Annotated in this window: 13 protein-coding genes and 1 pseudogene; 9 read left to right on the top strand and 5 right to left on the bottom strand. The window is 55.7% G+C overall.

Translation table 11 applies throughout. From position 1 onward, the window contains the following. The first annotated feature begins 3 nt into the window (after window positions 1–3). The 7 genes and pseudogenes from HA51_RS27335 to HA51_RS27700 all read left to right on the top strand — a co-directional run bounded on the left by HA51_RS27335 (window position 4) and on the right by HA51_RS27700 (window position 4769). Window positions 4–564 (top strand): MSMEG_0567/Sll0786 family nitrogen starvation N-acetyltransferase, encoded by a 561-nt coding sequence (locus tag HA51_RS27335; RefSeq protein WP_211282936.1) that lies wholly within the window; start codon window positions 4–6, stop codon window positions 562–564. Next, window positions 564–1526, top strand: a complete 963-nt coding sequence (locus HA51_RS13235; protein WP_084934948.1) for a sll0787 family AIR synthase-like protein — start codon at window positions 564–566, stop codon at window positions 1524–1526. Before HA51_RS27335 ends, HA51_RS13235 begins: the two co-directional genes overlap by 1 nt. Window positions 1527–1537: 11 nt before the next feature. Next, window positions 1538–1828: an MSMEG_0570 family nitrogen starvation response protein gene (locus HA51_RS13230; protein WP_084934947.1), complete on the top strand. Its 291-nt coding sequence runs from the start codon at window positions 1538–1540 to the stop codon at window positions 1826–1828. A gap of 17 nt (window positions 1829–1845) precedes the next feature. Further along, window positions 1846–2379 (top strand): annotated as a pseudogene (locus HA51_RS27540) (NAD(P)-binding domain-containing protein); the annotation flags it as partial. 239 nt (window positions 2380–2618) lie between these two features. Beyond that, entirely contained in the window at window positions 2619–3107 is a 489-nt protein-coding gene (locus HA51_RS27535) for a hypothetical protein (protein WP_245840213.1), read from the top strand. After that, complete coding sequence (locus HA51_RS27705) at window positions 3088–3804, top strand: AMP-binding protein (protein WP_281253442.1); 717 nt, start codon at window positions 3088–3090, stop codon at window positions 3802–3804. Before HA51_RS27535 ends, HA51_RS27705 begins: the two co-directional genes overlap by 20 nt. Beyond that, window positions 3792–4769 carry an AMP-binding protein gene (locus HA51_RS27700; RefSeq protein WP_281253441.1) on the top strand — a complete coding sequence of 326 codons (978 nt, stop codon included), beginning with the start codon at window positions 3792–3794 and terminating at the stop codon, window positions 4767–4769. The genes HA51_RS27705 and HA51_RS27700 overlap by 13 nt, the downstream gene beginning before the upstream one ends. Window positions 4770–4820: 51 nt before the next feature. On the opposite strand, the gene HA51_RS13215 is transcribed toward HA51_RS27700, so the two are convergent. Continuing rightward, on the bottom strand, window positions 4821–5759 hold the full coding sequence (locus tag HA51_RS13215; protein ID WP_084934946.1) for a LysR family transcriptional regulator: 939 nt from the start codon (window positions 5757–5759) through the stop codon (window positions 4821–4823). 95 nt (window positions 5760–5854) lie between these two features. Here HA51_RS13215 and HA51_RS13210 point away from each other — a divergent pair, with 95 nt between their 5' ends. Together HA51_RS13210 and HA51_RS13205 are read left to right on the top strand one after the other, a co-directional pair. Then, window positions 5855–6343 carry a GNAT family N-acetyltransferase gene (locus HA51_RS13210; protein WP_084934945.1) on the top strand — a complete coding sequence of 163 codons (489 nt, stop codon included), beginning with the start codon at window positions 5855–5857 and terminating at the stop codon, window positions 6341–6343. Window positions 6344–6491: 148 nt separating this feature from the next. Next, window positions 6492–7217 carry a pirin family protein gene (locus tag HA51_RS13205; RefSeq protein ID WP_084935015.1) on the top strand — a complete coding sequence of 242 codons (726 nt, stop codon included), beginning with the start codon at window positions 6492–6494 and terminating at the stop codon, window positions 7215–7217. Window positions 7218–7350: 133 nt separating this feature from the next. On the opposite strand, the gene HA51_RS13200 is transcribed toward HA51_RS13205, so the two are convergent. Genes HA51_RS13200 through HA51_RS13185 form a run of 4 tightly spaced genes read right to left on the bottom strand, consistent with a single transcriptional unit; the run spans window position 7351 to window position 12130 of the window. Continuing rightward, window positions 7351–8172, bottom strand: a complete 822-nt coding sequence (locus tag HA51_RS13200; protein ID WP_084934944.1) for an alpha/beta fold hydrolase — start codon at window positions 8170–8172, stop codon at window positions 7351–7353. 34 nt (window positions 8173–8206) lie between these two features. After that, on the bottom strand, window positions 8207–9838 hold the full coding sequence (locus HA51_RS13195; RefSeq protein WP_084934943.1) for an MFS transporter: 1632 nt from the start codon (window positions 9836–9838) through the stop codon (window positions 8207–8209). Further along, a complete protein-coding gene (locus HA51_RS13190) occupies window positions 9825–10247 on the bottom strand; it encodes a DoxX family protein (protein WP_084934942.1) in 423 nt (140 codons plus the stop codon). Before HA51_RS13190 ends, HA51_RS13195 begins: the two co-directional genes overlap by 14 nt. 5 nt (window positions 10248–10252) lie before the next feature. Then, complete coding sequence (locus HA51_RS13185) at window positions 10253–12130, bottom strand: amidohydrolase (protein ID WP_084934941.1); 1878 nt, start codon at window positions 12128–12130, stop codon at window positions 10253–10255. Window positions 12131–12425 lie beyond the last annotated feature (295 nt).

The following is a 12425-nucleotide window of genomic DNA, read 5'->3' as shown; positions in this document are numbered from 1 at the left end:
CCGATGAATCATTACGCGGGATACACCATCAAATGGGTCACTCTGCCTTGGGAACGTCAGCAGGCGTACGCGCTGCGTCAACGTGTGTTCTGCCAGGAGCAGGGACTTTTCGTCGGCGACGATCGTGACGACATTGACAGCGAAGCGCGCCTGCTGGTGGCACTCGGTAGCGTGGCTGGCTGGCACGATGAAGTGGTCGGCACGGTGCGTATTCATCAGCCAGAACCGGGGATCTGGGTGGGATCGCGGCTGGCCGTGGACAGCGCCTATCGTCGACAAGGACAGCTCGGACCAACGCTTATCCGTTTGGCGGTATGCAGCGCGCATGCGTTGGGGTGCCAGGCCTTTTATGCCCAGGTACAGCATCAGAACGAACCGCTGTTCCGGCGCATGCACTGGCAAACGCTCGACTGGCTCGATCTGCGTGGTGTGCGCCATGCGCGCATGCAGGCTGACCTAGCCTTCTATCCACCTTGTCACGATCCGCACAGCGGCATGGTTATTCACACCGCAACCCGACAGCACACCGCGGAGATGCCAACCTTTCTGACAGGAGTTGCGTGATGAAAGAGGATTTACCCGCGCTGATAACACAGCTGCACAGCTATAGCGGCCTCGCGCATAAAAAGGACATTCAGACCGTGGCACGACAGCTGCGCGAAGCCTGGCCTGCGCCTTGTGCGAACGGCGATGACAGCGCGCTGATCCCGGATGGTGACAGCTTCAAGCTGCTGGCGATGGAGGGGTTTATCAATCATTTCGTCGCGGAAGATCCCTGGTTTGCAGGTTGGTGTGGCGTCATGGTGAACCTCAGTGATATCGCCGCCATGGGAGGGCGTCCGCTGGCCATCGTCAATGCACTCTGGGATGACGATTTACCGCATGCAGAGCAGATCCTGCAAGGCATGGCGGCGGCTTCACGCGCCTGGCAGGTGCCGATTGTGGGTGGACACACCAATCTGCGCAGTGAACAGCCGCAGCTGGCGGTGGCGGTACTGGGTGAGACCACTCATCCACTGAGCAGCTTTGCGGTGCGCTCCGGTCAGACGCTGATGGTGGCGATCAATTTACACGGGCGCTGGCATCCACCCGGCCTCAACTGGGATGCCGCCACTGACGCCGCCCCTGCAGCATTAAGGCGGACACTGGCCTTGTTGCCTGAACTGGCTGCGTCGGGTCAGGTACATGCAGCAAAGGATATCAGTCAGGCTGGGTTGGCGGGCACGCTGGTGATGATGCTGGAAAGTGCAGGGCTGGGCGTGGAAATCGATCTGGCTCAGATACCCCGGCCGGATGAGGTGGGGCTGGAGCAATGGCTGTGTGCATTTCCAAGTTTTGGTTTTCTGCTGGCGGTGGACGCTGAGCATTGTGAAGCCGTCCAGCAATGCTTTGAAGACTGCGATGTTGCCTGTGCGGCGGTGGGAAAATTCACCATCAATCAACAACTCATGATGAAACTCCAGCAGCAGCGCGCCTGCTACTGGGATCTGACTCAACAGCCGTTAACCGGCATGACAAATCACTAAAGGAGCGAGCAATGCCTGCGATGCATTTTGTTGTTTGCTGGCCCGACGGCAGCAAAGATACCTGCTATTCGCCTTCTACGGCGATTGAGAAACACCTGCAGGTCAATCATCCCTATACGTTGGAAGAGTTTGTCACCGTCACCACCCGAGCACTGGATGAGGCCAGCGACCGGGTGAAAGCCAAGTTTGGCTATTTCTGCTCCAGCGCCATGGACCAGTCAGCCGCGATCTCGCTCAAAGCACAGCAGTTCAGTGCTGAGCAGCGGGTCACTGTCGAAACCATCACCCCGATCCCGGCCTGACAACAAGCGAGAACACCATGAACCATCACTATCCTGTGGTCATTATTGGCGGCGGGCAGGCAGGGCTCGCCATGAGCTGGAGTCTGACGCAAAAAAATATCCGGCATATTGTGCTGGAACGCCATCGACTTGCCTGGGCCTGGCGTCATCAGCGCTGGGACAATTTCTGTCTGGTGACACCAAACTGGCAATGTAAGCTGCCGGGGTTTCCTTATGACGGCGACGATCCGCACGGGTTTATGTTGCGCGATGACATCGTGGCTTACATTGAACGCTACGCGCAGAGCTTTAATGCGCCGCTTTACGAAGGGGTCAACGTAGAGCGTGTAACGCAACACGCTGATGGTTATGCCTTACACACCTCAATGGGGACCATTCAGGCTGAGCAGGTGGTCATTGCTGTGGGAAATTACCACCGGCCACGCTTTCCTGACATTGCTCAGCAACTGCCGCAGCGTATCGTGCAGGTGCACTCCGCTGAGTACAAATCATCGCAGCAACTGCCAAAAGGGGATGTGCTGGTCGTAGGATCGGCACAGTCCGGCGCGCAAATTGCTGAGGATTTGCACCTTGCAGGGCGCCGCGTGCATCTGTGTGTGGGGAGCGCACCGCGCGTGGCGCGCTTTTATCGCGGACGCGATGTGGTTGACTGGCTGGATGATATGGGGCACTACCGTTTAACCGTAGACAACCATCCTCTGGGAGAGGATGCACGGCGTAAAACCAACACTATGTCACCGGGCGGGATGGGGGAAGGGATATTGATCTGCGCGCGTTTGCGCTGCAGGGCATGCAGCTGTATGGACGTTTGTTGGGCTATCAGGACGGCAAGCTACTCACCGCTGACGACCTGCAAGCCAACCTCGATGGTGCAGATGCGACCTCGAAAAAAATTAAGGACAGTATCGATGCCTGGATCGCGCAGCAGGGTATTCAGGCACCGGAGGAACCGACTTACCAGCCGCTCTGGCAGCCGGAACACCAGCCGGGTGCTATCGATCTTGCCAGCATCAGCGCTATCGTCTGGGCAGTCGGTTTTCACACCGACTTTAGCTGGATTGAGGTGCCAGCCTTCAATGAAAAAGGCTATCCCAGTCATACCCGAGGCGTTTCGGTGCAGCCGGGCCTCTATTTCCTCGGATTACCCTGGTTGTGGACGTGGGGATCGGGACGCTTCGAGGGTGTCGGGGAGGATGCATTATGGGTTGCGAATAGCATTGAACAACACGCTCGGAAAATGGCTGAGCCGGAGGCCACCTATGTTGACAGCCGACGCTGAGGGTGAAGGATTGAACCGGGACTTCTGGCAACGAGAAGCGCAACGACTCCATTGGCAGCATCCCTTCGAACAGGTGGTTGAGTTCGTTGAGAGTGGACCTCGTCGCCGCTGGTTCCCTGAAGGAAAGACCAACCTGTGCTTCAACGCACTCGATCGTCATCTGGCACTGCGCGCGGATCGGTGTGCCATCATCCATCGCGACTTTTGCGGTGAGGCGCATCAAATGAGCTATCGCGAGTTATGGCAACAGGTCAACGCACTCAGCAGCCTGATGGCCGAATGGGGGATTCGGCAGGGCGATCGCGTGTTAATCACACTGCCCATGACGCCGCTGGCTGCGGTGGCGATGTTAGCTTGTGCACGTCTCGGGGCGATACATGTGGTGGTTTATTCTTCAATTACCAGCGAAGCGCTTGCGCAGCGTATTCAGGCTTGTACGCCTGCATTGATTTTGCACCATAGCGACAGCCGTGGTCGAGAATCGTTGCCTACTATTCCCACCACAGCAGAGAACATGCGGGTTGTGGATACCGCCTCTGACGCCTATGTAAAGCAGCTGGCGTTACATATGGACAGGCATGTCCCTTGTGTGTGGCTCTCTTCCTGTGAGCCGTCACATATCTTGTTCACCTCCGGCACCAGCGGTGTACCAAAAGGGATTGTGCGCGATACAGGAGCTATGCCGTGGCGCTGCTAGCCAGTCTGCGCCATCTTTTTCATCTTGCTGATGATGAGGTTTTCTTCACCTCGGCAGATGTAGGCTGGGTGACCGGACACAGTTACGGGATTTACGCACCACTGCTGGCTGGCTTAACCACAGTGATGTGTGAAAGCAGTGCTATTAATGCGCCAGGCCAGAACTGGTGGCACATGGTCGCAGAACTGGGCATTACACGTCTGCTGACCATCGCGGGTGCTATCCGACTAGCACGGCGGCAGGGACCACCGCGAGCCAGTTTGACATCGCTTCGCACATTGTATCTGGCGGGAGAACCACTGGATGAGTCAACTGAGAAGTGGGTGCAAGATGTGATGGCGGTAAGCTGTGAAAACCATTACTGGCAAACGGAATCAGGCTGGCCGCTGTTGGCAGGCCAGGGGACGGCACTGAGTGCGGTATTTTCGCGTAGCGTGGAGGTCGTTAATCCGCTCAATGGTGAAGCCAGCCCAGAAGGCGAAACCGGCATGCTAATAATCAAAAACACCCTAGGGCCAGGAGCAATGCTGACGGTGTGGCAAGACGACACCCAGCACGATCAGCATTATTGGTTACAACATCGAAGTCAGTGGTGTTATGCCACGCACGACTGCGCCATCAAGCAGGGCAGTAAGATTGTCATTCAGGGCCGCATGGATGACGTGATCAATATTGGTGGCAAAAGGCTGGCAACCGCTGAAGTGGAGAATGCGCTGAGTGGTTTACCTGGCATGGTGGAAGTGGTCGCCAATCGGACGCCTCATCCATTGCTTGGCGAGATGGTCGCGTTGTTTGTGGTTACAGAGGCATTAACCTCGACACAGCAAGCATTGCTGAAGCAAGAAATACGGAAAAGGCTGGTGGAGCGCTGTGGTCGTCATGCTTTACCACGGCGGATTCACTTTCGTTATCAACTACCTAAAACCTTTTCCGGAAAATTCCTTCGGCGGATGTTGTTGGATTGATTTTTACTCCGCTCAGCGCCTGTGTTGATATCTGTCTCATGCCTGTCAGATTTAAGCGTTTATGACTCGAGATTCAGAAATTATCTGATCTTTGATGCTCCGGGAAATAACACCCTTGAGCCAGTCAGTCGATGATTTCTTTCCGCTGCGTTTATGAGAATAAATTTTCACCGTAAAGGGCGGGGCGTAGAAGGGTAATTTGAAGCTATTCACGTTCGCCATCGCAGCAATCTTCCCCGAGACGTAGGAAGGGATGGCCATCAGCAGGTCACTCTCAGCGATGATGTGTGGCGAACTCAGCATTGAGGGGGTTTTAAGGACGATTCGGCGTTCCAGCCCAAGATGCCCTAAGTGGGTATCGAGTAGCCCCTTTTTTTCATTCCACGGGGTGACGACCAGATGACCGGCGGCGAGATATTCATCCAGCGTCAGACTCTTGCGGCGGCTGTTGCCGATCACAATAAATTCATCGCTGAACAATTCCACCTCATCCAGATCCTGATGCCTCGCATCATCCGGTTCACTAAATCCCAACGCCAGGTCCACTTCACCCGCGAGCAATTCATTCAGCGCCGGGTTGTTCGGCAAATGGCACAGTTCAAACTGTATGTTGGGGGCCATTTTTTCGATCTCCCCCATCAGGGCAGGAAACACGCAGAAAGCGGTGTAATCCGTGACCGCGATACGAAAGCTCTCGCTGCTGTTTGATGGATCGAATGGCTTAACCGGGCTGAGCCGCTGATTGAGCGCACACAGGCTCTCTGCAATGTGTGGCGCAAGTTCTTCTGCATATACGCTGGGACACATTTTATGCCCCTCACGATAGAACAGCGGGTCTTTTAAGAATTCACGGAGTCGTGTCAGGGCATGGCTAAGCGCAGAGGTGCTCATGGACAGTTCAACTGCGGCCTGCCGGACAGAGCGATGTCGATATACCGCATCGAATACCGGTAAAAGATTGAGGTCAAGACGCCGCAAAACATGATGCATGAAATTCACCTACCATTGATTTTATTGCACTTAATTCATTTTAAGATACCGATTATCATGACAACCTTCAAATCTCGCATAACAGAGACACGTTTATGAGTGTGGCTATCCGGAAAGCAGTCCCGGACGATACCGATGCTATTTACAATATGATCAATGGATTGTCGGTATACCGAGAAGCACCACCCGACGCCATTCCCGGTGTGGAAGAAATCAGAACCACTCTGTTTGCAGAGGACACCAATGCCGAAGCCTATATTTGCGAAATTGAGGGCATTATCGCTGGATATGCGGTTATTTCTCACAGCTACTCCACCTGGCTTGGCCGGCACAGCCTGAACATGGACGATCTTTACTTCACGCCTGATTACCGGGGACGGGGAGCGGGCAAGGCGATGCTTCAGTTTATCGCTCAGCTGGCTGTCAGCAGACGCTGCAGCCGCATCGAATGGAATGCGCTGGAATGGGATAAATCAGCCAAAGATTTTTACAACAGTATTGATGCGCTCCCCCTGAATGAATGGGTGCGATATCGACTGGATGGCCCGGCTCTGGAAAGGTTCGCGTCTCAGATCATTAACTGACATGGCGAGCGGGCTTGCTGTAAATTGTCCACTAAAATGAGACAGTAATTACAATTTAACGTCATTGATGGTCGATTTTGTTTACGTTAATTTTACTCCATCGGCAGCGAATACTCGCTCCCAACAATCAATAATGGAGATGACCATCATGATCGAACAAAGACTCTCAGACGCCCGCGGGCTCGGCGACCACGGCTGGTTACGCTCACGCCATACGTTTTCTTTTGCGAATTACTGGGACCCGAAGCAGACCGGATTCTCTGACCTTCTGGTCATCAATGACGACCGGGTTTCGGGCGGACGTGGCTTTGGCGCTCACCCACACAGCAATATGGAGATCATCTCCTATGTGCTGGACGGATCGCTGGCTCACAAGGATTCGATGGGCACCGGTTCCGTTATCGTCCCGGGAGATGTCCAGCTCATGAGCGCAGGCTCCGGGGTGACCCACAGTGAGTTCAACAACGCAAAAGAAGCAGGGGTTCACTTCCTGCAGATCTGGGTGGTACCCGCCGAGAAGGGCACGGCGCCCGGTTATCAGCAGGTGAGCGTCGCGGATGGAGAGAAGCGCGGACAGTTCAAACTCATCATTTCGCCGGATGGTGCAGAGGCTTCACTGAAAATAAAGCAGGACGTGCGCATTTTTGCCGGACTGTTTGATGGTGGGGAGCAGCAGACAATCTCACTGCCGGAAAACCGTTACGCTTACATTCATGTTGCACGGGGCAGTATTACGGTAAACGGTGTCACTTTCGGTGAGGGAGATGGTGCCCGCGTTCGCAATGAAAGCGAACTGACCTTCTCTGACGGCAAGGAGGCTGAAGTGCTGCTGTTTGACCTGCGTCCGATCGAGGTTAACCATCCAACGCGATAAGCCAAAAAAAGACCGGCTGGAAAGTCGGTCAAGTCCCTTAGTCTTCTTTCAAACAGCCATAAAGTGATGTGTGGCTGTTTTTTTTATGGCCAGCCACGAGGGCCGGCTAATTTATGCTTCAGTTTTTTAACGCTTACAACGATTTCAGGAACGCCAGCAGATCGGCATTCAGCTGTTCGGCATGCGTCACCGCAAAGCCGTGCGGCGCATTGTCATAGACCTTCAGCTGTGCGCCTTCAATCATCTCTGCCGCCAGTTTGCCGGTGGTTTCAAAGGGCACGACCTGGTCGTTGCTGCCATGAATCACCAGGGCTGGCACGTCGATTTTTGCCATGTCCGGGCGGAAATCCGTGGTGGAAAAGGCCGTTACGCAGTCCAGCGTGCCCTTGAGCGAGGCGAGCAGCGCAATATTCAGCGTCTGGGTCAGAACGCCTGCTGATACCGTCTGTCCTGCGTTGGTGCCGTAAAACGGCGCGGCGAAGTCACTGATGAACTGTGCGCGATCTTTACGCAGACCAGCGAGGATCCCCGCGAACACCGACTGATCAACACCGGCAGGGTAGCTATCTGACTGCCCGAAAATTGGCGTGACCGCGCCCAACAGAACCAGACCGTCTACACGTGCTGTGCCGTAATTATTGATATAGCGCGTGACATCACCGCCGCCCATGGAGAAGCCAACCAGCGTCACGTTCTGCAGATCAAGACAGGTGATCAAATCGTTAATATCTGAAGCGAAAGTATCGTAGTCGTAGCCTGTCCAGGGCTGATCTGAGCGACCAAAGCCACGGCGGTCGAAAGCGATCACGCGATAACCATTCTCAGCCAGGAAGTTCAGCTGACTGTCCCACATATCTGCATCCAGCGGCCAGCCGTGGCTGAACAGCACCGGCTTACCTTTTCCCCAATCTTTAAAATAAATCTGCGTACCGTCAGCGGTTTTAATTGTACTCATGGTGTTTTCCTTGCAGTTGAAGTGAACTTATTCATTACTCAGGTGCAACCAGATAGCGTGCGACGGGCATTTGCTCTCCCTGATGGAAGGCATAAACGCGAGTCTGTATCTTCTGGTCGTTCATGGTGTAACGCTCAAGCTGGCGCAAATGTTCCATCCAGGAACCCACGACAAACGTCTCTACGAAGATGCCGGGCTGGAGAATATCTTCATAAACCGCCCAGTTGATGGCTCCCCCGCGGCGGCGCACGCGACGCATGTCCTGCATGCAGACGATAAAGTCGTGCGCATCTTGCTGGCGAATCTGATATTCATAGCTCACCCTGACCGGTCCACGGTCATGATGAATATCCAGTACCGGAACCGTTTCGCCTGTTTCACTGACGTCCAGATTCAGGTCAGGATCTTTATCGAGACGCCAGCGCAATACGGTGAGGCAGGCCAGTGCCATGCCGACGGTGGCGACACAGAGTGAAACCGGAATGCTGTAGCGAGAAGCAAGCTGTCCCCAGACAGCGCTACCCACGGTCATTGAACCAAAAAAGACCGTCAGGTAAACCGCCAGTGCGCGCGCTTTTACCCATTTAGCCGCGCTGCGCTGAGCACCGACGTTGAGCGTGGAGAGTACGGCTATCCAGGCAAAACCGGTGAAAAACTCGAAGGCGTTGAGCAGCCAGAAGTGGCGTACAAACGCCAGCGCGAGCATCGTGGCGGCAAACAGCAAGCTTGCCAGCACCATCAGTTGATCGGCATTAAAACGCTTACGCAGACGTGGCAGCAGCACGGCACCGCAAATAGCACCGACCCCGATAAAGGCCAGCATGATGCCGTATCCACCCGGCCCCAGTCCCAGCTCACGGCGGGCAACCAGCGGCAGGAGTGCCCAGCCGGCGCTGCCGAAAACGAAGAAGGCCACGGTTCGCACCAGTACGTTACGCAGTACCGGGGCAGCATGAACGTAGCGAACGCCTGCCTTCACAGCTGAGAAAAAGTGCTCCGGCGGCAGGCGCTGTACGCTGGGGGCTTCTTTCCAGCGATAAAGAACCCAGGCCACGCCCAGCACGGAGAGCGCATTGAGCATGAACACCATCCACGGGCCAGCAAACGACAGGATCAGACCACCCAGCGCTGGACCAATGGCGCGACTGATGTTGATACCCAGCGAGTTCAACGCAATCGCGGGACTGAGTTCACTTTTGTCGACCAAATCGGGCACGATGGCCTGGAATGGCGGTGAGCTCATGGCGGCACCTGCGCTCATCAGGAAGGCGGCAATCAGCAGTACCAGCGGCGTGACGTGTCCGGTATAGGAGAGAACCGTCAGGGTCGCCGCAGCGATAAACACCCACAACTGAGAGAACAGCAGATATTTTCGTCTGTCGATAATGTCGGCCAGCACGCCGGAGGGCAGGGCAAACAGGAACATCGGCAGGCTGGCGGCCGCCTGGACCAGCGCGACGTTCAGCGGATCGGCGCTGAGCGTCAGCATGGTCCAGTTGACGCCGACATCATTCATCCAGGAACCGATGTTGGACACCACCGTCGCAATCCACAGCATGCGGAACACCGGCTGCTGCAAGGGTTGCCAGGGCGAGGCCGACGTGGCAGGCAAGGGCGTGTTTTCCTCATCCTGCGAGACGTCATTAATGTCATTAACCTGCGCCATGGCGCACCTCACTTTGCTTGCCAGCACCGATGCGCCACTGGCCCGGCCCGGTGATGGCCAGCGTGGTAAAGATAATTAACAGCAGCCAGCCAAACTGACCTTCTGCGATGCTCCAGTCTGAATGCACAAACACCATCGCAACCAGCAGCACGCCGATGATCGGCAGGCAGGCTAAACGGGTGAGTACGCCGATCAGAATGAAAATTGGACAGATGACCTCGGCAAAAATAGCCGGAAGCAGGCTCATGTAGGGACCGAGGCCAAAGGGATCCTCGATACGCGTCAGTTCTTCGCTGAAGTGAAACACCTTCGGCAGGCCGTGTACGTGCAGTAGCAGCAAGCAGCCGGTGAGGCGCAGGAAGAACAGCCCCGCATCAATGCGGGGCGGCTGAGAGAATAAACTCTTCATGTCTATCAGAACACGAAGCAGCTGCAGCCGAGCGCGCCCCAGAAGGCGTTCTCCTCGGATACCGGCATATTGGCGCCGCGTGCGATATCATGCGAGTGGCTGTGCACACCGCACGGGCCGCTGCACTGGTGCGGCATCTGCTGCATGCCCACACGGGTTTGCGCGGTTGGCGGTGCACTGCGATAGTGACCCGGCACTTTGACCACCGGTGACCACTCAGGCAGTACAGGAATTGACGGCGGTGCTTCGCTGCTGAACGAGCCTGCGGCATACACGATATTGCCGTCGACAAGGGTCAGCACCGACTCAATACCTTTAATCTCTTCTTCCGGTACGCTGAAGTAATCTTTGCTCAGCACCACCATGTCCGCCAGCTGACCGGCAATAATCTGGCCTTTTTTACCTTGCTCGCTGGAGAACCAGGCGCTGCCCTGGGTCCACAACATCAGCGCGGTATCACGGTCGAGGCGAGCGTTGACGTCATACATCTGCATCCCGCCCACGGTACGACCGGAGACGAGCCAGTACAGCGCGGTCCATGGGTTATAGCTGGCAACGCGCGTCGCATCAGTACCGAGACCCACCGGCACGCCGGTTTCCAGCATACGCGCCACCGGTGGTGTATGACGGGTCGCTTCAATGCCGTAACGCTCAGCAAAATATTCGCCCTGGAACGCCATACGGTGCTGTACGGCAATACCGCCACCCAGCTCTTTGATACGGTCAATATTGCGCTGCGTCACCGTTTCAGCGTGGTCGAAGAACCAGTGCAGGCCGTTAAACGGAATGTCGCGGTTGACCTTCTCGAATACATCCAGCATGCGGCTGATCGATTCATCGTAGGTGGCGTGCAGGCGGAACGGCCAACGGTGTTCGACCAGATGACGCACCACGCGTTCCAGTTCATCTTCCATACCTGGCGCAAGATCCGGACGCGGCTCAAGGAAGTCTTCAAAGTCGGCGGCAGAGAACACCAGCATCTCACCGGCTCCGTTATGGCGGAAGTAGTCGCTGCCCTGACCTGGGGTCAGCATATCCGTCCACTTTTCAAAATCTTCCAGCTCATGCCCCGGGCGTTGGGTAAACAGGTTGTAAGCGATTCGCAGCGTCATCTGCTTCTTCTCGTGCAGCTCAGCAATCACTTCGTAGTCTTCCGGGTAGTTCTGGAAGCCGCCGCCTGCATCAATCGCGCTGGTGAGGCCAAGACGGTTCAGTTCACGCATAAACTGACGAGTCGAGTTGACCTGCTGCTCAAGCGGTAATTTCGGACCTTTTGCCAGCGTGGCGTACAGGATCATGGCGTTCGGGCGGGCAATCAGCATGCCGGTCGGGTTGCCGTTGCTGTCGCGCTGGATCTCGCCGCCCGGTGGGTTAGGGGTGTCTTTGGTATAGCCCACGACTTTCAGCGCGGCGCGGTTGAGCAGGGCACGGTCATACAGGTGCAGCACGAAAACCGGTGTGTCCGGTGCCGCTTCATTGATTTCATCCAGCGTTGGCATACGGCGCTCGGCAAACTGAAACTCGGTCCAGCCACCCACCACGCGCACCCACTGCGGCGAAGGGGTACGCAGTGCCTGCTCTTTCAGCATGCGCAGCGCATCAAAGACGGAAGGGACGCCTTCCCAGCGCAGCTCAAGATTGTAGTTCAGGCCGCCACGAATCAGGTGCAGGTGCGAGTCATTCAGGCCTGGAACTGCCGTGTGGCCCTTCAGGTCGATGACCTTAGTGCCTTCACAGTGGTGCTGCATGACTTCTGCCAGACTGCCTACTTCAAGAAACTTGCCGTCGCGGATGGCGACCGCATCGGCGATCGGATTTGCACGATCGACGGTATGAAATCGGCCATTGGTGAGAATGACGTCGGCTTTGCCAAGGGTAACCATAGGATCTCCTGAGATGAGTTGTCCGCAACGCCATTAAAGAGCGCGGACACTATTGCCCTGCTATGGCAGCAGGATATTGGGATGGCGGAATTATGATCAGGAGATCTGGAGAACGTCTAGTTATACAAAGGGATATGTATACCTTGGTATAGCTATACCAAGAGATAATAGTCTGAAAATAAAAAGGTTCCTAGACTGCGCTCAGACAGTTACCCACCGAGACAGCGACGCAAACATAACGCTATTCGGTTATCAGGGCGGCTGTCAATTTACGCCGTTTAAACGTTCTACGGAA

The sequence above is a fragment of the Pantoea rwandensis genome (assembly GCF_002095475.1).
Taxonomy (GTDB): domain Bacteria; phylum Pseudomonadota; class Gammaproteobacteria; order Enterobacterales; family Enterobacteriaceae; genus Pantoea; species Pantoea rwandensis.
This window is presented reverse-complemented; position numbering and strand designations above follow the sequence as displayed.

Excerpts from the sequence above, each read along its gene's own strand:
- HA51_RS13200 (WP_084934944.1), bottom strand. The coding sequence starts at position 8,172 with ATGAGTACAATTAAAACCGCTGACGGTACGCAGATTTATTTTAAAGAT.
- HA51_RS27535 (WP_245840213.1), top strand. The coding sequence starts at position 2,619 with ATGCAGCTGTATGGACGTTTGTTGGGCTATCAGGACGGCAAGCTACTC.
- HA51_RS13230 (WP_084934947.1), top strand. The coding sequence starts at position 1,538 with ATGCCTGCGATGCATTTTGTTGTTTGCTGGCCCGACGGCAGCAAAGAT.
- HA51_RS27705 (WP_281253442.1), top strand. The coding sequence starts at position 3,088 with ATGTTGACAGCCGACGCTGAGGGTGAAGGATTGAACCGGGACTTCTGG.
- HA51_RS13190 (WP_084934942.1), bottom strand. The coding sequence starts at position 10,247 with ATGAAGAGTTTATTCTCTCAGCCGCCCCGCATTGATGCGGGGCTGTTC.
- HA51_RS13185 (WP_084934941.1), bottom strand. The coding sequence starts at position 12,130 with ATGGTTACCCTTGGCAAAGCCGACGTCATTCTCACCAATGGCCGATTT.
- HA51_RS13235 (WP_084934948.1), top strand. The coding sequence starts at position 564 with ATGAAAGAGGATTTACCCGCGCTGATAACACAGCTGCACAGCTATAGC.
- HA51_RS13215 (WP_084934946.1), bottom strand. The coding sequence starts at position 5,759 with ATGCATCATGTTTTGCGGCGTCTTGACCTCAATCTTTTACCGGTATTC.
- HA51_RS13210 (WP_084934945.1), top strand. The coding sequence starts at position 5,855 with ATGAGTGTGGCTATCCGGAAAGCAGTCCCGGACGATACCGATGCTATT.
- HA51_RS13195 (WP_084934943.1), bottom strand. The coding sequence starts at position 9,838 with ATGGCGCAGGTTAATGACATTAATGACGTCTCGCAGGATGAGGAAAAC.
- HA51_RS13205 (WP_084935015.1), top strand. The coding sequence starts at position 6,492 with ATGATCGAACAAAGACTCTCAGACGCCCGCGGGCTCGGCGACCACGGC.
- HA51_RS27335 (WP_211282936.1), top strand. The coding sequence starts at position 4 with ATGAATCATTACGCGGGATACACCATCAAATGGGTCACTCTGCCTTGG.